This is a genomic window from Hippea sp. KM1 (genome assembly GCF_000526195.1).
Lineage (GTDB): Bacteria > Campylobacterota_A > Desulfurellia > Desulfurellales > Hippeaceae > Hippea.
In genome coordinates this window covers 213472-236270 of record NZ_JAFP01000001.1, presented here as the reverse complement: position 1 = coordinate 236270, position 22799 = coordinate 213472, and the positions used below count along the sequence as shown (strand labels likewise).

The 22799-nt window shown below is 45.0% G+C and carries 25 protein-coding genes; 9 read left to right on the top strand and 16 right to left on the bottom strand.

From position 1 onward, the window contains the following. Positions 1 to 21: 21 nt before the first annotated feature. The 7 genes from D891_RS0101240 to trpA are packed head-to-tail and all read left to right on the top strand — an operon-like array spanning position 22 to position 6090. Complete coding sequence (locus tag D891_RS0101240; RefSeq protein WP_029951877.1) at positions 22 to 1401, top strand: anthranilate synthase component I family protein; 1380 nt, start codon at positions 22 to 24, stop codon at positions 1399 to 1401. Further along, the gene (locus D891_RS0101235) at positions 1382 to 1954 is read left to right on the top strand and encodes an anthranilate synthase component II (protein ID WP_025209227.1); all 573 of its coding nucleotides are present in this window, start codon (positions 1382 to 1384) and stop codon (positions 1952 to 1954) included. The genes D891_RS0101240 and D891_RS0101235 overlap by 20 nt, the downstream gene beginning before the upstream one ends. Beyond that, entirely contained in the window at positions 1944 to 2936 is a 993-nt protein-coding gene (gene trpD, locus D891_RS0101230) for an anthranilate phosphoribosyltransferase (RefSeq protein ID WP_025209226.1), read from the top strand. Before D891_RS0101235 ends, trpD begins: the two co-directional genes overlap by 11 nt. After that, positions 2936 to 3670, top strand: a complete 735-nt coding sequence (locus tag D891_RS0101225) for an indole-3-glycerol phosphate synthase TrpC (protein ID WP_025209225.1) — start codon at positions 2936 to 2938, stop codon at positions 3668 to 3670. The genes trpD and D891_RS0101225 overlap by 1 nt, the downstream gene beginning before the upstream one ends. After that, a complete protein-coding gene (locus D891_RS0101220) occupies positions 3667 to 4239 on the top strand; it encodes a phosphoribosylanthranilate isomerase (protein ID WP_025209224.1) in 573 nt (190 codons plus the stop codon). Before D891_RS0101225 ends, D891_RS0101220 begins: the two co-directional genes overlap by 4 nt. Continuing rightward, entirely contained in the window at positions 4236 to 5396 is a 1161-nt protein-coding gene (gene trpB, locus D891_RS0101215; RefSeq protein WP_025209223.1) for a tryptophan synthase subunit beta, read from the top strand. The genes D891_RS0101220 and trpB overlap by 4 nt, the downstream gene beginning before the upstream one ends. Beyond that, positions 5389 to 6090 carry a tryptophan synthase subunit alpha gene (trpA, locus tag D891_RS0101210; protein ID WP_025209222.1) on the top strand — a complete coding sequence of 234 codons (702 nt, stop codon included), beginning with the start codon at positions 5389 to 5391 and terminating at the stop codon, positions 6088 to 6090. The genes trpB and trpA overlap by 8 nt, the downstream gene beginning before the upstream one ends. Here trpA and D891_RS0101205 read toward each other — a convergent pair. From D891_RS0101205 to D891_RS0101130, 16 genes are all read right to left on the bottom strand, one after another. Then, positions 6080 to 7105 carry a glycosyltransferase gene (locus D891_RS0101205; RefSeq protein ID WP_025209221.1) on the bottom strand — a complete coding sequence of 342 codons (1026 nt, stop codon included), beginning with the start codon at positions 7103 to 7105 and terminating at the stop codon, positions 6080 to 6082. The two genes, trpA and D891_RS0101205, sit on opposite strands and share 11 nt — an antisense overlap. Next, a complete protein-coding gene (gene hisIE / locus D891_RS0101200; protein WP_025209220.1) occupies positions 7102 to 7809 on the bottom strand; it encodes a bifunctional phosphoribosyl-AMP cyclohydrolase/phosphoribosyl-ATP diphosphatase HisIE in 708 nt (235 codons plus the stop codon). The genes D891_RS0101205 and hisIE overlap by 4 nt, the downstream gene beginning before the upstream one ends. After that, complete coding sequence (locus D891_RS0101195) at positions 7796 to 9457, bottom strand: hypothetical protein (RefSeq protein WP_025209219.1); 1662 nt, start codon at positions 9455 to 9457, stop codon at positions 7796 to 7798. The genes hisIE and D891_RS0101195 overlap by 14 nt, the downstream gene beginning before the upstream one ends. After that, entirely contained in the window at positions 9445 to 11205 is a 1761-nt protein-coding gene (locus D891_RS0101190; RefSeq protein WP_025209218.1) for a hypothetical protein, read from the bottom strand. The genes D891_RS0101195 and D891_RS0101190 overlap by 13 nt, the downstream gene beginning before the upstream one ends. Next, entirely contained in the window at positions 11183 to 11992 is an 810-nt protein-coding gene (locus D891_RS0101185) for a cytochrome b N-terminal domain-containing protein (protein ID WP_025209217.1), read from the bottom strand. Before D891_RS0101185 ends, D891_RS0101190 begins: the two co-directional genes overlap by 23 nt. Beyond that, positions 11989 to 12384 (bottom strand): QcrA and Rieske domain-containing protein, encoded by a 396-nt coding sequence (locus tag D891_RS09360; protein WP_025209216.1) that lies wholly within the window; start codon positions 12382 to 12384, stop codon positions 11989 to 11991. Before D891_RS09360 ends, D891_RS0101185 begins: the two co-directional genes overlap by 4 nt. A gap of 6 nt (positions 12385 to 12390) precedes the next feature. Next, positions 12391 to 12753: a hypothetical protein gene (locus D891_RS0101175; RefSeq protein WP_025209215.1), complete on the bottom strand. Its 363-nt coding sequence runs from the start codon at positions 12751 to 12753 to the stop codon at positions 12391 to 12393. Between the two features lie 14 nt (positions 12754 to 12767). Continuing rightward, entirely contained in the window at positions 12768 to 13349 is a 582-nt protein-coding gene (locus D891_RS0101170) for a 4Fe-4S dicluster domain-containing protein (RefSeq protein WP_025209214.1), read from the bottom strand. A 3-nt stretch (positions 13350 to 13352) separates the two neighbouring features. After that, positions 13353 to 15659, bottom strand: coding sequence for a molybdopterin-containing oxidoreductase family protein (locus D891_RS0101165; RefSeq protein WP_025209213.1), 2307 nt, complete (start codon positions 15657 to 15659; stop codon positions 13353 to 13355). Continuing rightward, on the bottom strand, positions 15652 to 16812 hold the full coding sequence (gene nrfD, locus D891_RS0101160; protein ID WP_025209212.1) for an NrfD/PsrC family molybdoenzyme membrane anchor subunit: 1161 nt from the start codon (positions 16810 to 16812) through the stop codon (positions 15652 to 15654). Before nrfD ends, D891_RS0101165 begins: the two co-directional genes overlap by 8 nt. Beyond that, positions 16794 to 17396 carry a TorD/DmsD family molecular chaperone gene (locus tag D891_RS0101155; protein ID WP_025209211.1) on the bottom strand — a complete coding sequence of 201 codons (603 nt, stop codon included), beginning with the start codon at positions 17394 to 17396 and terminating at the stop codon, positions 16794 to 16796. The genes nrfD and D891_RS0101155 overlap by 19 nt, the downstream gene beginning before the upstream one ends. A 6-nt stretch (positions 17397 to 17402) precedes the next feature. Then, a complete protein-coding gene (locus D891_RS0101150) occupies positions 17403 to 17852 on the bottom strand; it encodes a rhodanese-like domain-containing protein (RefSeq protein ID WP_025209210.1) in 450 nt (149 codons plus the stop codon). Between the two features lie 84 nt (positions 17853 to 17936). Continuing rightward, positions 17937 to 18605, bottom strand: a complete 669-nt coding sequence (locus tag D891_RS0101145; protein WP_025209209.1) for a Crp/Fnr family transcriptional regulator — start codon at positions 18603 to 18605, stop codon at positions 17937 to 17939. Between the two features lie 54 nt (positions 18606 to 18659). Then, complete coding sequence (locus tag D891_RS0101140) at positions 18660 to 19544, bottom strand: DMT family transporter (RefSeq protein ID WP_025209208.1); 885 nt, start codon at positions 19542 to 19544, stop codon at positions 18660 to 18662. A 63-nt stretch (positions 19545 to 19607) separates the two neighbouring features. Next, the gene (gene coaE / locus D891_RS0101135) at positions 19608 to 20216 is read right to left on the bottom strand and encodes a dephospho-CoA kinase (protein ID WP_025209207.1); all 609 of its coding nucleotides are present in this window, start codon (positions 20214 to 20216) and stop codon (positions 19608 to 19610) included. Continuing rightward, positions 20213 to 20842: an endonuclease III domain-containing protein gene (locus D891_RS0101130; RefSeq protein WP_029951874.1), complete on the bottom strand. Its 630-nt coding sequence runs from the start codon at positions 20840 to 20842 to the stop codon at positions 20213 to 20215. Before D891_RS0101130 ends, coaE begins: the two co-directional genes overlap by 4 nt. A 70-nt stretch (positions 20843 to 20912) precedes the next feature. Between D891_RS0101130 and alr the strand changes: the two genes are divergently transcribed. Then, the gene (gene alr, locus D891_RS0101125; protein WP_025209205.1) at positions 20913 to 22034 is read left to right on the top strand and encodes an alanine racemase; all 1122 of its coding nucleotides are present in this window, start codon (positions 20913 to 20915) and stop codon (positions 22032 to 22034) included. Next, complete coding sequence (locus D891_RS0101120) at positions 22034 to 22798, top strand: MlaE family ABC transporter permease (RefSeq protein ID WP_025209204.1); 765 nt, start codon at positions 22034 to 22036, stop codon at positions 22796 to 22798. Before alr ends, D891_RS0101120 begins: the two co-directional genes overlap by 1 nt. The last annotated feature ends 1 nt before the right edge of the window (position 22799 follow it).

Below are 22799 nucleotides of genomic sequence, written 5' to 3'. Positions count from 1 at the left end.
TTTTATTTTGTGGAGGTTTCTATGGAGGCGTTTTTGAAGGCGTTTGATGAGGGTTTTGATGTAATTGTTCTGTATGAGGAGATAGAGGGCGACATGGACACGCCCGTATCCATCCTAAACAAGCTGTTAGATGAGGAGAATGTCTTTCTCCTTGAGTCGGCTAAAGAGGATAAAACCTACAGCCGCTTTTCCTTTATCGGTATAGCGAAGGATGTATTCAAGATAACAAAGGCCTCAGACCTAAATTTTGAGCAGAAAAAGGTCTTCCCTGTTGGCAACTTTGGCGATTTCAAGGGCGGCTATGTGGGCTATTTGGCCTTTGAGGCCACAGAGCTTTTTGACATCCTAAGAAAACCCCTAAAGAAAAAGCCCGCTGAATTTGGCAGATTCTTCTTAGTCGATGAATTCTTGGTCTATGACAACTATACAAACAGGCTGTATGTGGCACTATCCTATAACTTTAACAGAAGCCTGACGGCAAAGGACAACCTAACAATAGCAAAAGACAGACTGAGAAGCTTTAAGGATTTCATACTATCCAAAAAACCGCAAAACCCCAAGAGGCCGCAAAAATCCAAGGTTATCTTGAGCATGTTTTCAAAAGATGAATTTATAAACATCGTCAAAAAAACCAAAGGGCTTATAGAAGACGGTGAGGCCATACAGGTTGTCTTAAGCAACTTCTTCCTCGTCGAAGGCATAGAACCGTTTGAATTCTACAGAAACTTACGCAGGATAAACCCATCCCCCTATATGTTCTTTTTCAAATCCAAAGAGCTCTGCCTAAGCGGTTCATCGCCAGAAATCCATGTGCGCTTGAGGGATAGAAAGGCAACCATCAGGCCAATTGCAGGAACAAAACCCAAAACAGAAGACTTAAAGCGAATAAAGGAGGAGCTTTTAGGCGATGAGAAGGAGATGGCAGAGCATCTAATGCTTGTGGATTTGGCACGAAACGATCTGGCCAGAATCTCAAAGCCGCCCGCTGTAACGGTAACATCATTTGCCAGACCGGAGGTCTATTCCCATGTCGTTCATTTGACCTCCAATGTCGAGGCGGACTTAGATGAATCCATTACACCATACGATGTTATAGCAAACACCTTCCCTGCAGGCACACTGAGCGGAGCACCAAAGGTAAGGGCTATTGAGATAATCGATGAGTTTGAAAGGCACCCAAGGGGTGCATACGGCGGATGTGTCGGCTATGTGGGCTTTGATGGCAACTTAGACATGGCCATAACCATAAGAACGGCCATTTTCAATGGCGATGTTTGCAGGCTGCAGGCGGGTGCGGGCATAGTCTATGACAGCAACCCAGAAAGCGAATACTTCGAAACAATAAACAAGCTCAAAGCACTTCTAAAGGCGGGAGGTTTAGATGATAGCTTTGATAGATAATTACGATTCCTTCACCTATAACTTAGCCCATTACATAGGCCTGTTTGATGATGTTGCGGTTATAAGAAACACAGAAGGGATTGATAGAATCAAAAGACTGAAAGACCTAAAAGGCATAGCCATATCGCCAGGCCCATCGCATCCCAAAAACTCCCTTTTGAGCCTTGATGCAATCGATGCCTTCAAGGGGAAGCTGCCCATCTTCGGTGTCTGTTTGGGTATGCAGGCAATAGGCCTCTATTTCGGTTTTTCCATAGAAAAGGCAAAAAGAATCATGCACGGAAAAACCGATACGATTATACATTCCGATTCAGAGATATTCAAAACAATCAAGAGGGAGTTTACAGGCGTAAGGTATCACTCCTTGGTCGTAAGAGGGAAGGTTGATGGGTTTGAGACAGTAGCAACATCTGCAACCGATAACGAGGTAATGGCCATAGAAAACAAGGCCTTGAGGATTTACGGTGTTCAATTTCACCCTGAGTCATACTTAAGTCAGTTCGGCCTGCAGATAGTAAAGAACTTTGTTAAGGGGGTTTGCCATGTTGACTGAGGCAATCGGCAGATTGAAAAAGGGGGAGGATATAGGATTAGAACTATCAAAGGCGGTTTTTGATGGAATGCTAAACGGAAAGCTAAACGAGGATGGGGTTAAGGAGTTCTTGATGCTCTTATCCGACAAGGGTGAGTCGGCAGAGGAGATTGCAGGGGCTGTTATGTCTTTAAAGCAGCATGCTGTAAAACTGGAAAGCCTTAAAAAGACCTTAGACACCTGTGGAACGGGAGGCGATGGCAAAAACACATTCAACATATCAACCGCAGCGGCAATCGTATGCAGCCTGTTTGTGCCTGTGGCCAAGCACGGCAACAGGGCCATAAGCTCAAAATCCGGCTCATACGACATACTCAAAGAGCTCGGCGTAGCAGCCGATTTAGGCAAAAAAGAGGCAGAGGTTTTTTTAGATAGACACAACTTCGTCTTCTTGTTTGCACCCAACTTCCACCCGGCTATGAAACATGTAGCAAACATAAGAAGAAAACTTTCAAAACGCACGATCTTCAACCTGATAGGCCCGCTTTCCAACCCATCTGACACATATGCCCAACTGATTGGCGTCTTCTCAAGGGCCTTCTTGGGTGTTATGTTCGATGCTTCAAGAATCCTAAACATGGACAATGTCGCCTTTGTCTCATCGTTTGATGGGCTTGATGAGGTAAGCGGCTCATCCAAAACCAAATGCTTCATAAGAAAAAACGGCATAGAGGAGATGTTTATATTCGACCCGAAAGAGCTAAACATAGAGGTAGGTTTAGACGACATCAAGGGCTTTGATGCAAAAACAAACGCCAATCTATTGATAGAGGTGTTTGAGGGCAAACACGATAAGCTTTCGGATGCCATAGCCTTGAATGCGGGGTTTTCCTTATACATTGCCGATGTTGCAGATTCCATCGAGGATGGCTTTAAGCTTGCAAAAGAAAGCATAAAAAACGGCAAGGCCAAAGAAAAACTGGACTCCTTAAGGAGTAAGTGATGGGTATTCTTGAGGATATACTAAGCAAAAAGAAAAGGGAAATAGAAAAGCTCAAACCCTCAGGCAAAAGGGAAAGGCCCATCTTTAGATTAAACGATTTTTTCAAAAAGGGCCAGACCAACATCATAGCCGAGATAAAATCCTCCTCACCCTCTGCCGGTAAGATAAGAACAATAGACCTAAATGAGATAACCGCATCCTATTCCAAATACGCAAAGGCCGTAAGCGTTCTGACCGATGAGGCGTTCTTTGGAGGCGGTTTTGAGCTTTTAAAAAAGGTGGCAAGCTCTCTGGATATGCCTGTTCTTTGCAAGGATTTTATAATAGACAAAAGACAGATAGAGGCAGCATACATAAACGGGGCAGACCTTGTTCTTCTAATCGCAAGGATTTTGGATGATGAAAAATTAGAAGAGCTGTACAACTATGCCCATTCATTGGGCCTGGAATGCCTAATTGAGGTTCACGCAGAAGAAGAGCTAAACAGGATAAGAAGCCTAAAGCCCAACATCGTGGGCGTAAACTCACGGGATTTAGACAACCTCAAAATAGACCTATTCAGGGCAAAAAAGATTCTATCGCAGATAGACTTTGATGCAATCAGGATTGCAGAAAGCGGCATAAAAATTAGAGCAGACATAGAGTTCTTTGAGGGGTATTGCGACGGTTTTTTAATCGGTGAGACCCTGCTTAAGGCTAAAAACATAGACAAAGCCTTTGAGGAGCTGCTATGAAGGTTAAGTTCTGCGGCATGACCAATTATGAGGATGTAAAGGCCTCCATAGAGCTTGGCGTGGATTTTGTCGGGTTTGTGTTCTATCCAAAAAGCAAGCGATTTATAGATTTTGAGAGTGCAAGACAAATAGTAAAAAGAATTAAAGACAAGGTAAAAACCGTCGGCATATTCGTCAACCAAAATGAAGCTCAAATCAAGGAGGCCGTTGAGTTTGTTGGGCTTGACTATACCCAGGTGTATGCAGATATAGGGCTAAAAAACACCATCAGGGTTTACAGGATAAAAGACAGCCTGCCAGAGGTCAAACAAGAGGGACTTTTATTGTTCGATGCATACACAGAACAGATAGGAGGGGCGGCCAAAAGCTTCAACTGGGAGATACTCAAAAACTTCAAATACAAAGACAGGCTGTTTGTGGCAGGCGGCATAAATGCGGAGAATGTTTCAAGGATAAAAAGCTTGGGTGTATTTGGCGTTGACCTGGTAAGCGGTGTGGAAGCCTATCCGGGCAAAAAGGACATATCGAAAATGAGGGAATTTTTAGAGATCGTAAGGAGCAAAAGATGAAAGGATATTACGGTCAATACGGCGGTCAATTTGTGGCCGAAACGCTCATACCCGCATTGGATGAGCTTGAAGAGGCCTTTAAGGCCTTCAAAAAAAACAAAGCGGCAAAAGAGGAACTAAACCGATACCTAAAGGATTATGCAGGAAGGCCAACACCACTCTATCTTGCAAAAAACCTAAGCAACCAGCTGAACATCAACATCTATCTAAAAAGGGAAGACCTGCTCCATTCAGGGGCACACAAGATAAACAACACCTTGGGCCAGATAATACTGGCAAAGTTCATGGGTAAAAAGAGGATCATAGCAGAAACAGGAGCCGGCCAGCACGGCGTTGCAACGGCCACAGCAGCAGCCCTGATGGGTTTAGAATGTGTGATTTATATGGGAGAAAAGGATGCTGAAAGGCAAAGGCCAAACCTATTAAGGATGAAGCTATTGGGGGCTGAGGTAAGGATAGTAAAAAAAGGCAGCAGAACCCTAAAAAGCGCCATCAATGAGGCATTAAGGGATTGGGTTAAAAACATAAGAACAACCCACTATTTAATAGGCAGCGTTGTTGGGCCTTATCCGTTTCCCCAGATTGTGGCCTATTTTCAATCGGTCATAGGCAGGGAGGCAAGAAAACAGATACTCTCAAAACAAAAATCCTTACCCGATGCCGTTATAGCCTGCGTTGGCGGTGGGAGCAATGCAATTGGCATATTCAGCGGCTTTTTGAAGGATAAAACCGTAAAGCTATACGGCGTTGAGGCAGGCGGAGAGGGCTTGGAGTTAGGCAAGCACTCAGCAGCCCTAACCAAAGGAAGACCAGGCATAATGCATGGGGCATTAAGCTATCTTCTGCAGGATGATGATGGGCAGGTTTCTTTAGTTCATTCCATTTCAGCAGGCCTTGATTATCCGGGCGTTGGGCCTGTTCACAGCTTTTTGAAGGATTCAGGCAGGGTCAAATACGGTGTATGTTTCGATGATGAGGCTCTTGAGGCGTTTAAAATGTTGAGCCAGCTTGAGGGCATCATACCGGCGCTTGAAAGCTCTCATGCCTTAGGGTATCTAATAAAAAACAAGGAAGACTTTGCAAGAAAAACCGTCATAGTGAATCTTTCCGGCAGGGGCGATAAGGATTTACCTATCCTGGAGGGGATCTATGTGTAGGTTAGGGATATATCTGGTGTGTAATTATCCAGACAGGGAGGGGTTCTTAAGGGCCGTTGAGCTGTGCAACAGATACGGGGTTGATTTTTTAGAGATAGGCCTGCCCTTTTCAGACCCAACGGCCGATGGCGATGTAATCGAGAAAGCGTCAATGGAGGTTTTAAAAAGATACAGGATGGCGGATTTTTTAGACTCGACAAAACAGGCAAGGCGGATATTTAACGGCAGGCTTTACATCATGACCTATGCAAACATAGTCTTTTCATACGGCATAGACCGATTTGCAGGTGATTTTGGCTTCATCGATGGATTGATACTGGCCGATGTGCCTTACAGGGAATCAAACAGATTCAAAAAACCCTTATCAAAAAAGGGCATAGGCTTTGTGTATTTTGCAACGCCAGAAAGCAGGCAAGAAGAATTGGAAAGATTAAAAAGGGACGCAAACGACTTTATATACTTTGTCTCAATAAGGGGAACAACGGGGGGTGAGTTCAGATTGGATGATGAGACAAAAAGAAAGATAGAGTTTCTCAAAGGGGCAAAGCATAAGGTCATTCTGGGTTTTGGGATAAGAAACAAACAAGACATAGAAAATGCCTGCAGATACGCAGATGGGGTTGTTATAGGAACAGCCGCTGTTGAGGCGATGAGGGGAGATTTTGAGACCTTTCTTTTGTCCCTTAGGGGCTAAAGAAGTTTGCGGGCAATCTAAGTGCATACTTTTCGGCCTCTTTTAAGGATGCCGATGACAATCGCACAAGGTCGGCATCCCTTGCCCTCTGAATGGCCTTCTTTATGCTATAGGTCGTGGGCTCAGCCAGGATAGAAAAACCCTCTTTAGCAACCTCGCCAAGACAGCCAACATCGGTTGTTATGATGGGCAGACCCACACTCATAAACTCGAAGAATACCCTCGGTATAACCTCGCTGCCCACGCTCGATACAACACCCACATCGAAACTGCTCATAATATCCACTATATCGCTGCGCCTCTGATCAATCAAAATCAGCCTATCCCCAACATTCAACTCCTCAGCAAGCCCAAGCAGTTCGTTTTTCTTTAGACCCTTCTCCTGCCCCACTATAACCAAAACGGCATCATCGATACCCGCAAGGGCAAATCCCTCTATGAGCAGATCAAATCCCTTAACCCTGTCCAATCTGCCCACCGCACCGAATACGAATTTATCATCTATCCCCAACTCCCTTCTAACCCTTCTGCGCCCATCCAAAGAGAAGGCAAAGCGCTCCCTATCGACGAAGCTTTTGTGTATGATTACCTTTTCAGCCCTTTTGGGCGGTATGTCTTCCTTTAAAAACTCACAAGGCAGAATAAGAGTATCTATGCAGTTTGGCGGTGTTCTTAGTTGCTTGTCCTCCCCAAACACCCTAAAAAGCCTAAAGTTTAGCGATTTTTTTAGTAAACAGGCAAAAAAAGAGGCATCGCCCCTTATGGTCAAAACAACATCGGGGTTAATCTGCTTTAAAACCTTACTCAAATAGAAAAAACCACCGAGGCTGCTCAAAGGGTTTTTGTTTCTTAGGGGCTTAATCGGCACAACATTCTTTAGGCTTTTATAGACATAGCTATCCTTAAGCGATAAAACAACCGTATCGTGGAATTCCCTTGCAAGATGTTCTATGTTTAAGGCGTAATTCGTTAAGGCGCTATCCCACACCTCATCCAGAATAAACGCTATCCTCATGCCTTGCCCCTTGTTTCTTTCTCCCTTTCGCCCGATATGCCAAACCGCCTCTTTAGCTCACCAAGCACAGCCTCAGGCGGCACATCCTTTTCGGCAAGCCCCACAAGCAGGTGAAAGATAAGGTCTGCAGCCTCATAGACAAGCTCACTCTGGGAGTCGTTCTTAAGAGCAATAATCACCTCGCTTGCCTCCTCACCAATCTTTTTGGCTATCTTATCCGTCCCGCCCCTAAAGAGATTGGCCGTATATGAACCCTCAGGAAGCTCCTCCTTCCTCTTTTTAAGAAGGTCATAAAGCTTGCTTAATATGTCATCGTTCTCCTCTATCCTGTAAATTATACCGTCGAAATCCTCAATTACGGGCTCTATCTCCCTCACCTCACCCCTGTAAAACTCCCTGTAAAAACAGCTGCGGTGGTTTGTGTGGCATGCCGCACCCTTCTGCTCAACCCTATAAAGCAGCGTATCCTCATCGCAATCAAAGAGGATTTGTTTTATCTTCTGCGTATGGCCGCTTGTTTCACCCTTCATCCAGAGCTTGCCCCTTGAGCGGGAGAAGTAATGGGCATATCCGCTTTTTAGGCTCATCTCGATAGCCTCTTTATTGGCATAGGCAAGCATAAGCACCTGGTTGTTGTAAAAATCCACCGTTATAACCGGAATCAACCCCTTCTTATCAAACTTTAGTATATCAGTTAGATTCACCCTTTAACTCCTCCTTGTATGTCTGTTTTATAAAACCCCTCATCCTTTCAAACATAACCCTTCTGTATAGCTTGCTATCCATCCAGTTGGGCTTTGGTCTATAGCCAAACAACGTCTCACCCTTAAAAAACTCAGCCGCCGCTGTGCCGCTTTGCCAGTCCTTATACCTCATATAGGGGTTTTCATGGCATTGAGCGCACCCCTTTGGGCATTTGCTTATTGTATGCGGAACAAACGGCATTATAGCAGACATGTTGTCCACATCGTCAAAAACAAGCTTGCCGTTTTTGTCCTTATATGTCAACCTATACTGAAACAGCGGTCTCCCTATGTAGTATTTGCCGTTTTTGTCTTTAAGAAGCACAAAATACGACCATCTCCTTGCAAGCCAGCCGCTATACCAGATACCCTCTTCCAACTTACCGCTTATATAATCAGGCATAAGAGGCAGAAGCGAACCGTCCCTTAAGGCCCTCCTTAAGAAACGCTCAAGGTAGGGATCCTCCTGATATATCAAATCCTTCCACATGGAATAGTTCTTTGTCTTATCCAAATAGAGATTGAGCTGAAAATGCTCAGACTGCCAGGCGGCATGACATGCAGAACAGTGGAGGTTTTTATGGTATTTATGGGCCTGTGTGTTGGGGTTAAATTGAACAACATCAACAACACGGCCATTTACAAGCCTCATCATATAACCCAAAGGGGTCTTTCTTACATACGATGGATTCGGTTTTTTACTGTATCCACCGTGGCAATCCGAACAGCTAACCTTTACGGCATCCAGCTGTCTTATATACAGCCTGCCATCTCCCATAACATCGCTTTTTTTATGACAATCCACACACATCAGGCCTGCCCGGGCATGCACATCTTTTAAGAGATGGTGCTGGCCTATACCGAATATCCTCCTTTTGAAATAACCGTTGGGCATGATAGGTGAACGGAAGGAACTATGGTAATCCTGAGGAAACATACCAAAATAATCGCTCCCCACAAACTCGTTATTATGACAGGCAAGGCAGTTTGAATCCTTAGGGTGGGCATTAAACCTGTGTATTTTAGAAAAGCCGAATTTGCCCCTCAAAAGCCTGTCGCTTCCCTGGTATCTGCCAGAAAGCGAATACTCCATATGGCATGCAGCACACCCCTTTGCCCTGTGCGTGCCTGCGGTCGTATAGCTGTTATTCTGCAGATGACACCTTAGACATTTACGCCTAAGCAGGTCATCCACAAGGTCTTGCGGTTTTTTTATTATGGACTTTGGTTTAGGTATCTGCTTTAGCCCACTCTGTGCAAAAACACCATAGATCGGGTTCACTGTATCCTGTGCATGCCAGACAAACCGTGTTATATTAATGGCAGATGAAAGCGTGTAATGGAGTGAGTGTTTCAGCCTATCTATATCCGCACGGTGACATGAGCCGCATTGGGCATCGACAAACTCCATCGATGAGGGATTTTTTATTATGGGTTTGTGAGACTTCAAAGGCATCTTTGTATTCTTTGGCAGATGACAAACGGTGCAGCTGAAATTATGCACATCGTCTATCTTCTCTATCCTATGACAGGATGTGCAGTGGGAATAGTCTATGGAGTATGCATAGCTTACAAATAGAAATAAAAAAAGCACAACTATCTTGAACACGGTGTTCTGCCTTCCATAAACAATCTCTTCGAAACATCAAAGTTCAAATAGATTTTATCCGAATAATGCCTATGGCACAATATACAACCGTAAGCCGAGACGATCCTTTTCAAATCAGACCCGCTGAAAGCATGCTGTTTTTTAAAAGAAACACCCTGAAGCTGTTTGCCTTTGCTATCCACAAAGCTATCCAGCGGATGGTCTATGGGAAGGGATGATGACTTTGAATCAAAGAACGGTTTAAAAACGATGCTTTTACCCTTTATATCCATGTTTCCCCTGCCAAGACCCAGGGTGGTCGCATTGAAATGGCAATCCGCACATCCCCTGGCCTTAAGCTGCGTTGTATGGGGATCCCAGGAGGCATAAAACAATCTATGAAACCTCCTTATAGGTTTAATGCCGCCACCGTAAACGGTAACAAATGACTGGCACCCCGGTGCAAAAAGGGCAACCTTGCCATTTTCGTTCCACCCTAATGTCGGATGGGCAAATCGGTTAAACGAGCTAAACTCCCTATAGGCGCCCATCTCAGGCTTATGGGATAACCAATCAAACTGTCTTTTATTCTTGAATGCCGCAACATGGCAACCATAACAGGCGGGCATCCATTGAGAGTGGCAGGCCTGACAAGAAAGCTTTTTATGGATCTTCAATGTGTGGTATGGCTTATTGCTCATTAGCGTTAATTCAAACCTCTTGCCGTCCCTCTTTCTGTAAAAAAACACCCTGCCGTCTTTGGTTTTCTGCAGGTTGTATATGGGCCTGAAGTCCTTTCTCGTGTAGGCTATCTGGATGTCCTTTGATAGCGGAACCGACCCGTTGGTGTCGGCAAGCTTAAAGGCCAGATCGTTGGGTTTGCCAAACTGGGGCTTGTGGCAATCCTCACACTGTATAACCACCTGCTGCTTAAACCTCTTATGGTCATAGCCATCACCCATGATGCCGGCCTCTGTATGGCAATCTATACAATCAAGACCGGCCTTTCTGTAATGCACATCCCCTTTGAGCTTCAAATAATACCTCCCACCGCCTATAATCTGATGGGAGAACCCCCCGTTCTTATAAGGCGTTCCATATCCTGCAGATTGAAACTGCCCAAAATATGCAAGGCCTATCCTATTCGACCTGTTGTGGCACTTTAAGCAATTCCGTGAGGGTATCTTAACGGTTAAGATGGTATGGGGGGTATTCTTATTTTTAACGCCGTGGCAATCTATACACCCACCGCCCCTTATTCTGTTTTTGGGGAATATGGACTGCTTCTGGTCTATGTGGCATGCCGCACACATTTTTCTGAAGTAATCTATCTCAAATGTTCTATTGTCGCTGCTCTTTATTTGCGATATGGATGGATAACTCTCAATACCTTCGTATTTCCTGTTCAAAACGCCTATTATTCCCCTGTTCGTCTCCATAATTGAGTGGCTAACCCTATCTATAATATCGGCATGGCAGTCAAGACAGTACTTCTTTGCATTCTTAAGGCTGGCCGGATTCAACACCATGCCCCTGTGCGCCTCATCTTTTGTGGTGGCATATTTGTTGCCCCCGTGGCATTTGGCACAACCAAAAACAGAGATGGGATGGGATCTGCCCACATCCTTAATGTCGCTGTGGCAATTCAGGCATGAGTCAACCTTCGGTGCTGGCCTATTGGTGTTTCTCCTATACTCAAAAGCAACAACACCAATTATAAACAAGGCACTTATGAAAACAAAAACCCTAAACCAGGCTAATCGCAGCATAGGCAACCATCCAGATAAAAAGCAGAAGATTTAACCAAAACCTAAACCTGCATAGCCTCTTATACAAAAACAGCACAACAAAAGGGAAAAAGCCCGCAAACATAGCCAGATCCACATCAACATTAAGCTTGAGCATATTCTCAACACCCTCAAAGAACCACGGGCCGCTCAAATGCCCAACAGCCATACCAAACGGCACATCGTAAGGCATTTTAAATACAAACACAGCAAGCAGGCTCAACGCCAGCGACACAACCACAAACTCCATTCTGGCCGTAATCCTCTTTGAGTGCAAAAACAACGGATAAACCAAAAACAGGGGCAGGATAATCGCATGCCACAAAAAAAACCTCCAGTAAAAAACAGCCCCATCCTTAAAAAACACAACAGCCCATTTGAATATACGACTATCTGCCAGCATATTTTGAGAAACCAACGCCGCAGATTGGCCGTTTTGGTCAGCCTTCAGAACATAGCCGCTAAACAAAAGAAAAACAACAACCACGGCCGCTATAGCACCAAAGGAAAAATCGACATCCCTGCAGCTCTTTTTTGGATACATGTACAGCTCAACGACAACATGCAGAACAATAAACAAAAGCAACAATTGAGAGGAGAAGTAATGAAGGGACCTTAAAAATCCACCGTAAGGCAAAATATGGGTAATCCTCTGCAGGCTATCGAAGGCCTTTGCCGGGTAATACTCAAATGCAATGGGTATACCACTAACAAGGGCTATTATGAGAAAACCCTGTGCTAACCAGGCTATAAAATAGTCAATCTTCATCCTATAACGAGGTTATTATGAACGACCCTGCAAGTCAATACCTTAAGAGGCTTTCTGGCAGGACCCTTAACCCTCTCACCCTTAATATCAAATACGCTGCCGTGGCAGGGACACTCAAAGCGATTGGATGTGGGGTTGTAATTTACTATGCAACCCATATGGGTGCAATGGGCATCATACGCCTTATAACCTTTTTTGGTCTTTACAACAAACAACGGCGGGTTATCTATAAAAACAACATCCCTATCGATGCTGCTTAGCGGTATACTAATGGTTCTATCCGACGACTTAGATGCAACAAAACGATAAAAGGGGAAAGCCAAACTCGCAAGCCCCGCTGCGGCTGTGAAGCTCAAGGCTTTCCCCAGAAATTCCCTTCGTGTTTTAGCCATACACCCTTAGCAGCCCTCTATCTCTTCCTCTTCGCCTCCGGCAGTCGGTGCCTCAGCAGCTGGTGCTGCCTCCTCCTTCTTTGGTTCAGGTATCCTATTTATATCCCCTCCGGTGATATTAATCAATATCCTATTGTAATTATCCCAGGCGGCCTTGCACCACGGATTCTCCTGAACCGCCTTCTGGGCATAAAGCTTGGCGCTGTACAGATCATCCTTGTTGTAAGCCTGGGTTGACATCTCTATGTATTTCTGGCACAAAGCCTGATTCATGTTATAGTGCTCAGACTGTGAAGCCTTTGTTTTTACCATGAAACCGCCAACAATCAGGGAAACGATTATAGCTATAATAATGCCTTTAACCTTCATTCCTCCACCTCCATTTAATAGTTCAAGCTAACATAATACACATTGGGTTGGGTGCCCTTATCCTCCTGGAGCTTCCAAACCTTCTTTGCATCCCTCAACAATTTGGAAACCTTGCTATCCTTATCGTTCAAGTCGCCAAAATTTCGAGCCTCTCCAACGCAGGTTGCCACACAAGCCGGTTCAAGACCATTGCTGATTCGTGGCAGGCAGAATGTGCATTTATCAACAGCCGTTAGCTCCTCGTTATAATACCTTGCGTTATAGGGGCAGGCCTCCATGCAGGCCTTGCACCCTATACACATGGAGGGCTCCACAAGAACTATGCCGTCCTCTTCCCTTTTATAACTCGCACCTGTTGGGCAAACCTCAACACAGGGAGCATTCTCGCAGTGGTTGCAGAGTATCGGCATAAAAACCACCTTGGGGGTGCCGTCCTCCTTCTCAGACTCAATCTCCAAAACCTCAGTCCTGAACATCTCCCTGTTTAAGGGCACATTCCACTCGGCCTTGCAGGCGCTATAGCAGGCCATACACCCTATACATCTATCCTGAACAATAACCATTGCATATCTATGTTTCCTCTTTGTCTTTTCCATAAATTACCCCCTGACCCTCTTTATCTTGACGAAACCGTTATTTAACGCAGCAGAACCGCTGATCGGGTCAACACCGTCGCTGCACAGCATAGAATCGGAGACACCCTTCTTGTAAGCCACCTCAAGAAATTTAGATATATGACCAAAACCGTGGGCTATAAACAGGCAATCACGCCTTATCCTCTTTGTGGGTTTTACCTTAACCGGCCCAACCTCGACCTTGGTCTTGACATTGTAAAGCATAACCTCATCATGCTCACTCAAGCCCAAGCGCCTTGCCTCCTCCTCGTTGATCCACACCTCGTTCTCGGGGTATATCTCAGCAAGCATGCCGTTATTTTGCGTTCTTGCATGGGTATGCATAGGAACCCTTCCAAACAGCAGCCTATAGGTGCCAGGCTGCTCAGATGTCGGAGGCGGTGTGTATTTGGGAAGAGGATAATACGAATCACCTTTCTCCTTATAAAACCTATCGAGCTTTGTGGAGTAAAGCTCGATCTTACCCGTTGGCGTTTTAAACCTCAACGGCTTGCCTGCTGCCTGCGGGAACGGTTCGACGCCCTCATATACAACTACGCCCTTCTCTTTAAGCTCTTTTTGCTTATCCTTAGGCAGCTGGGAAATAACCTTCTCTATCCTTTCCTCTAAACTCTCCTTGAAGTACTCACCGCATCCCATCCTCTCTGCTATACCCTTTGCAATCTCCCAAGCCCCTTTTGTATCAAACAGAGGCTTAACTGCAGGCTCCCTTATTGCTATAAACGGATAGGCATCTTTTTGTATGTGGGGCAGATCGTATCTTTCCAGATATGTGGATTCTGGGAGCACAACATCGGCAAACATGCTTATATCGTTGGGTATTATGTCTATATCAACGATTAGATCCAGCTTTGGCAAAACCTCATCAACCAACCTATTCATGCCTATGGCCGTTGAGCCTATGGGGTTTGTGCCATACAACAACCACGCCTTGATGGGGTATGGCTTACCGCTTAATGTGGCCTCTATTATGCCGTTTTCCCTGCCCAACGACTTGGGAGCAAGCGGAAAGAGGCTTCCAGCACCGTCTGCCCTTTCAACCGTTGGTCTTGGCGGTTCATCCTCCTTTGGAGGCCTGAATTCAACCTCCCTTATATCGCAGTCACTCCTGTTGTAATTGGCTATTATGTATTTGTACTTGCTCCTTTCCCAGATTCCACCAGGCACACCCCAATTACCAGCCAAAGCGTTGAGTATGGCTATTCCCCTTGAGGTCTGGGTATCGTTTCCGTATCTTGAGAATCTCCTTGGCGGCACTGCCAATACATGGGGCATATTCTCGGCATATTCCCAGGCAATAGCCTGGATGGTTTTTGCATCTATTCCGGTCTCAGAGGATGCCCACTCAGGTGTATACTGCTTTATGAATTCAGACAGCTGACCAAAGCCATAGCAATACTTCTCAACAAAATCTAAATTCACCAGATTATCCCTGATCAACACATGGATTATACCCAATATCAAGGCAAGATCCGTTCCGGGTTTTAGGGGCAACCATCTATAGGCCTTGGATGCCGTCTCAGAGAAGCGTGGATCCACATAAACAAGCTTTGCCCCCCGTGCTATGGCCTCTGTGGCATCCTCAGCCTCCCTTACCTGAAGGGAGCCTAAAAGGTTTCTTCCAAAAGAGATGATGTATTTTGAGTTCTTAAGGTCAAATGTGGAATGACCCGATACACCCGTGCCGTATGTCAAAACCCAGCCAACCTCCCTTGAGCCCATGCATTGGGAGTAGGCGGGTATTACGACATTGGGCGTGCCCAAGGCGTGAGATAGGATAATGAACGGCTCCTCACCCGTGCCGTGCAAGAAGCTAACCAGGCTTTGGGGTCCGTATTTCTCCTTTATGGTCTTTAGCTTCTCTGCTATGTAATCAAAAGCCTCATCCCACGAGGCCTTTTTAAACTTCCCTTCTCCCCTCTTTCCCGTTCTGATTAAGGGATATTTCAGCCTGTTCGGGTCATACAAAGAAAAGATACCCGAATTGCCCTTTGCGCACAGATGCCCCCTGTTGTTGGGGTTATAAGGATTACCCTCTAACTTATGAACAACGCCGTTTCGAGTGTGAGCTATCACGCCGCAGTTCCAAAAGCACATCTCGCAGAAGGTAAAGCTCGTCTTACCCTTGTCGTATTTGAGCATCTTCTTGTTGTATGCATCGATCTTGGAGTTGGCCTTCGAGCCTTTGGGCATACCGCCTATGGTCGCAGCTACAGCTGCGGTTGTCAGTGATGTCTTTATAAAAGCCCTTCTTGATATATTTTTAGCCATGTTCTTCCTCCTCTAAGCGGAGAATACGACTTCCAAGTGTATACATTAAACCTAAAACCCCTATAGAACATATAAAGAGGCTTATCTCCGAAATCGACGGTGCATAGTGGAGTATCTCAGGCTTGGGGAAATAGACGCCATTCACAGGCACAACCTGCCCGGCGATTATGGAGTCATACCTCATAAAGAATATGCCCACTATGGCAGAAAACGCACTAATAAGCGATAGAACGGTTGATCTGAAGCGGCTAAACAGAAGCAGGATAAATGGTATCAAAATACCCATAATAACCTCAAAGAACCAGAAGTTAAAGGCCAGCGACCCTGCAACCAGCTCCCTTGCCGCCTCATAGGTCATGGGCTGTCTTCCATAGAGGAGGCCCACCGTTCTCCAGACCTTTGCAAACGCTATGGCCAGTATCACTATAAATAGCGTCTTTGAAAAAACCTCAAGCGTCTGCTGATATTTCTCATCAGATAAATCACCTCTGTTTACAAACAGGATAATCAAACCCACCGCTGCACCCAATCCAATGGCCGACAGTATAAAGAACAGCGGTATGAAAGGCCCATGCCAGAACGGCCTTGCAATGTTGGCAGAAAAAACAAAACCCATATTGCTATAGGCGCTTATACCCACGATAAACCCTAAAATGCTTGCTATGAATGTGTATTTCTCCTTATTGGCAATAAGCAGAAGCACCTCTATTATCAATATGGGCAGCTCCATTGCATACAAAACAGACATCCACCATATAGGAGATGTCCAGTGAAACGGCACTATGTTGACAACGAATCTCAAGATCTGCAGCCTGTATGGGCCACCCAGATCCCAAAATATGATGAAGAAACCGGCGATTAGTGAGCTTAAGGCTGTCCACATAATCTTTCTGGATAGAACATGAAACCTCTCAAACTTAAATAGATGACCAAAAGCCGCCAAAAGGCTCAATCCTGTGGTTATACCCACAAAGAATGAATAGCCTATTATCAGAAGACCCCACGAGATCTCCCTGCTTACGCCATAGCTGGCCTCCTGACCCTTAAAATAGACACTGGCCATCCCAATGAAACCTATGGCAAAAAGCACGGCATAGAATATGGGCCACTTACCCAAATGAAAACCCTCTTTTTTTAAGATTCCCTCCGACATAGTTCCCCCTCTTTTATATCGTTTATAAGATCAAGGGTGATACGAAGCAGTTTACCATAAATCTTGCTCCTTTGCTCAACGCAGCTATAAAGCCTGCCTATCCAGTCGGTATGCTTGTTAATCATAAAGCAGGCCTCATCAACCATACCTTCATCCAAAAGCCGACAGATAAAGGCGATCTGCAATGAAACATGGTCTGCAGGCATCTTGAACTCATCTTCATTAAAATCAAAGCCGCATGATCTATAAAAATCCTTCAGCTCAATCGCAACATCACCCATCAGGCGCCCCTTTTGCCACCAAGATTCATAAGGGACACACTGGATACTCTCCCTGTTTACATCAAACAGGGCTATGTAATGGGCCTGCAGATCCTCCAAACTCAAACCTTCCAACAACCCTTCCACCTCTTCTGTGGAAATGTTCACCAACCCAAACAGATTCTTCAAATCCTGCCTGATATCCTCATCAGGATAAAAAAGCAGATCGGCACACAGGCCCAACGCCACCGATAGCCCTTTTACATCTAAAGAAAAAGCCCTTCTTCCAGCCAAGAAAGAAGGGCTTGTGTTCGGTCTATCCATACCCGCTTACTTTACACCCTTGCCCATACCTTTTGGTGCACCCTTCTCTATAGGCTCACCGGCCTTCTTCCAGGCCAAGAATCCACCCTTCAGGTTATAGGCCTTGTATCCCAGCTGAACCATGTCGTATGTGGAGATTGAGCCCCTTCCACCGGTCTTGCAGTAAACTATGTATGTCTTTGTCTTGTCGGGGAACCACTTCAAGGCCTTAAAATCCAACAATCCCCTGGGTGCCCAAACAGCTCCAGGAACATGCCCCGCCTTATACTCTGGCAGGCTCCTGACATCAACAAAGATAGCACCTTTCATGTTGGCTGCCTCTTGAACGCTGACCTGCTGGATATGCTGCTTGGCAATCTCCATCTTCCTCTTTGAAACAGGGGTTCCAGCTTGAGCGTTATAGCCACCAAAAGCTATAACCACCGCCATTGCCACGGAAGCATAAAACTTTTTCATAACACCACCTCCTTACAGGTTTAGTTTTCAGGGTGATTTTATATCTAAACTATGGTTTTGTATGTGATTTACATCACAGGAGGGTCAGTTGGAGTCGCAATAGTACTCCAACTTCTTCAAATCCTTTAAAACTATCTGCCTTTGGTGTATATCCAATATACCGTTTTTTCTGAGCTCTGAGAGCACCCTGCAGACCGTCTCCCTGCACACGCCGCTTAGGGATGCAATCTCATTCTGGGTTAACGGTATGATATTGCCGTCCTTATCGCTGAGGATGTAATTCTCATCCATCAAAACCTCATAGATCCTCTTCTTTGCATTACCCAGGGCGACCCTGTGGAGTATGTTGGCCTTTGCAGAAAGCCTCTCGGATACATGGTGGAGTATCCTGGGGTATAGTTCGGGATATTTCTTTAAAATCGACTCCATATCCCTGCGGTTTATGTAATACACCGTCGATCTGTCCACCGACTTGATGTTAGAAACGGCCCTTCCCAAGACATATGCGGCAAGGCAGAACGGCTCCTTTGGTCTTATATACCACAAGGTCAACTTCTTGCCGCTTTCATCATCCCTGTAAACCTCTATCTTGCCGCTCTTTAGTATCATAAACCTATCAACAATATCGCCTTCAAGATAAACTATCTCGTTCTTTGAGTAATGTTTTATTCTAACCCGCTTCTCTATATCTTCTATCTGCTTAAAATTGTTGAATATATCTATCTCTTTTAAAAAAGCTCCTATTTCACCCATCTTACCCCCTTAGGGTGTAATTATACAAAGCAATAGAATTTCTTCAAACAGAAATCAACCGATCTTGATCAATATAACGCCCAAGACAACCAAAAGCGTGGCAAAGAACCTCAAAGAGCCATAGGGCTCCTTGAGTATGAATATACCCATCAAGACCCCAAATAGTGAACTTATCTGTCTTGCGCCAGCCGTTGCAGATACACAGGCAAGCTGCATAGCATACCTATAGCTTAAAAACGATAGGGTCAAAAACACACCGCCTGCAATAACCAAACCCATTGATCTGGATACGCAGTAAAACACCTCTTTTCTTAAAATCCGATTACGGAGTATGTTTAGGCTCATATAGATAAACATAAACACCACAACCCAGTATGTATAGATAAAAAACTCCTTTTTGCCCACACCGATCTTATCCACAACAGCGCCGAATGAATATATAAACCCGGCAAAGGCGGCATAGCGAATGTGTTTCTTCTTTAGATCGATCTTTTTAAACCTCAACTGGCTCAAAGGCACATTCAACTGCAACAGGTATGTCCCAACCAAGGCTAAGGCTATCCCTGTAAATGTAATCACAGTAATCTTTTCGCCTATCAAGACATATGCAAGAAACGGTATATACAAAGGGGCGGTAATACTCAGCGGATAAACAACAGAAAGATCGCCCTCTGCCATAGCATAGGCCTTACCCGTATATACCTGATAGAGCGTAAAGAAAATGGCGGCCAGGGCTGCAAGTATAAGCGTTTTTGAGCTTAAATTATGAAAGATTGCACCCCCACCAAACAACAATGAATATGCAGACATTACGATTATGGAGAAGGCAAACATGCTCCAGAGGTATATAATTTTAAGTTTGCTGCGTTTATAGAGGAAGTTGTATGAGGCGTGCATAAGGGCTGAGAATATAACAAAACTTAGAGCAACAAAACTCATCCTTAGTCCTTTAACTATTGCTTAGGTTGGATTATACAAAGATTTAGTTGCAATTGCAACTTATTAGCAGATATGGCCGTTTTTTATCTTCTCAAAAACAGCCAAAACCTGAGCCTTTGTCCTTTCTATGCCGTCTGAGTTGTCTATAACAATATCTGCCAATCTCTTCTTCTCATCCACAGGCATCTGAAGCCTTATCCTCTTTAGGGCCTCTTCCTTGGATAAGCCGTTGCGCTGCATGAGGCGCTTAAGCTGGGTATCCTCATCAGCCCAGACAACGATCACACAATCAAACAGCGAGGCCAAGTTTTTCTCAAACAACAGCGGCACATCATATATAACTATGGCATTTTTATCCCTTTTTTCTATCTCATCGAGTAATTCCTTTCTCTTCTTTTCAATCTGGGGATGAACAATGCCCTCAAGGAGTCTTAGTTTTTCTCTATCCTTAAGAACAATTCGGCCAAGTTTTTTTCTGTCTATATTACCCTCCTCATCCAGCACGCCATCGCCAAATGCCTTGATTATTTCAAAATAGGCCTTCTCGCCCTTGGCATAAACACCATGGGCAAGCTCATCGGCATCAATTACATAACAACCAAGCTGACCAAACATAGCACCTACAAAGGATTTACCCGTGGCAATAGAGCCCGTTAACCCTATAAACTTCACAACAACCCCTCCAACGGACAACCGCTGCAGTCTGGTCTGGTTTTGCAGAACTCCTTGGCGTTGCGCACAATCAATGCGTGATACTCCTTAAACAGCCCAACATCGCAAGGCAAATTCTCCATAAAGATCCTCTGTATCTGGTCATATTCTGCCTCATGGGCAATGCCGTGTCTTTTTAGCAACCTCTTTGTATAGGCATCAACCACAAATATAGGCCTATCAAAGACATAAAGCAGTATAGAGTCGGCCGTCTCCTTGCCGATACCCTTAACCGACAAAAGCATCTTTCTAAGCCTGGCCGTATCAAGCCTATTTAGTCCATCAAAACCACCGTGCTGACAAAAGAAGGCGGCTATGTTTTTCAGATAGGAGGCCTTCTGGTTGAAGAAACCCGCAGGCTTTATGTTCTCCTTCAACACATCAATGTCTGCACTGTTTATACCATCCAACGAGCAGAGATTAGACCTTTTTAGGTTTTCTATGGCCCTTTCAACATTACGCCATGCGGTATTCTGGGTCAAAACGGCACCTATAACGATCTCATCCTTGGTATCTGCAGGCCACCAGTTCTGATTCGAATACCTATCCAAGAGCCTATGAAAAATATCAATCAACACACCCCTCACAACCCCAATTATACAAAAAACCTCTATACCTTAAAGGCCTTTTTGTGTATACTGCATACGGGGTATAAAGATGAACTTTCACAGCAGATCAATTGTCCATTTAGATAACCTTCACCACAACTTTCAAAAGATAAGCGAATTTGTGGGCAAAAACACAAGCATAATACCCGTGATAAAGGCTGATGCTTACGGACACGGCATCATCAGGATAGCAAAGGAGCTATCGATCTATCCCAATGTGGCCTATTTAGGCATAGCCCACATAAAAGAAGGCGCTATGCTAAGAAAGAGGGGCATAAAGAAACCCATATTAGCCATGAGCTGTCTGGATTCCTTCGATATAAACACGATGCTTGAGTTCAACATAACGCCCGTGGCCCACAACATCTTCCTCTTAGAAAGGCTCATAGAGCATGCAAAAAACAACTCCATAACCATAAAACTCCATCTGAAGTTTGATACGGGTATGGCCAGGCTTGGCATAAGGGAGGAGGAGGTTCAAAAGGCCATAGAGCTGTGCAGGAAAAACTCAAAATACCTAAAGATAGACGGATTGATGTCGCACTTCAGCGACTCAGAATCAGACGCAGACTGGACAAGGCTCCAGCTAAAAAGGTTCAAAGACATAGTATCGCTATTCAACGATTATGGCATATATCCAAGACTCACCCACATAGCCAACTCAGGGGCTATACTATCATCAAAGGAGACACATCTAAACTGCGTAAGGCCGGGTCTTGCCATGTATGGGTATGCACCATCGGAGCCGTTGAAAAAAATTATTGACCTAAAGCCTGTTTTAGAGATACAATCACAACTGATTAACATACACATTCTTAAGAAGGGTGAAGGGATAAGCTATTCGAGAACCTTTGTGGCAGAAAAGGATATGAGGGTGGGCGTGGTGGCGTTTGGCTATGCAGACGGACTCCCCCGCACTATATCCAATAGGTTTAGATGCCTGGTAAATGGGCAGTTTTCAAGATCCATAGGGACTATTTGTATGGATATGTTTATGTGTGATTTAAGCGATATAGACGCTAAGGTCTCAGACGATGTGGTAATATTGGGCCAGCAGAACGGGCTCAGCATAACGGCAGACGAGCTTGCTAAAAAGGCAGGCACCATAGCGTATGAGATATTGACAAATATTGGCAAAAGCATAAGGGTAAAGAGGGTCTATAAACAGTGATGGAGATGATTGCCGCTATTGGCAGGTTTACCATAGACCTCATACGGGAGATGGGCGGTGTGTTCATCCTCTTTGTATCCACCATAAAATCGCTATTTGAGAAACCGAGACTCCATTTAACAGCAGAGCAGATGTATTTTATAGGCGTAAAATCCACCCTCATTGTGGCACTAACCTCGATGTTTGTCGGCATGGTCGAGGTTTTGCAGATCTATCACGGATTCCACAAATTCGGGGCAGAGAGCATGATAGGATACACCGTTGCCGTCTCGCTGGGCAGGGAGCTATCACCCGTTTTAACGGCATTGATGATCGTTGCAAGGAATGTGTCGGCTATGGCAGCAGAGCTTGGCACCATGAGGGTGACACAGCAGATAGACGCCTTAGAGGTCATGGCTGTAAACCCCATAAACTTCCTTGTGGCGCCGAGGGTTATAGCAACAACGGTTATGCTGCCAGCCCTGGTAAGCCTATCAAACGCCATAGGAAACATAGGCGGATACATAGTGGGCATTAACATATTGGGGCTAAACCCCACAACATACACAAAGAACATACAAATTTACATAGAAACAACGGATCTAACATACGGATTGATTAAGGCCGCCGTGTTCGGTCTAATTATATCGCTCATCGGTTGTTATATGGGGCTTGAGACCAGGGGCGGCTCAAAGGGTGTGGGTATATCGACAACAAAGGCCGTGGTGGCAGCAAGTATTTCTGTCCTTGTGGCCGATTACTTCTTAACGGCGTTCCTGTTTTAGT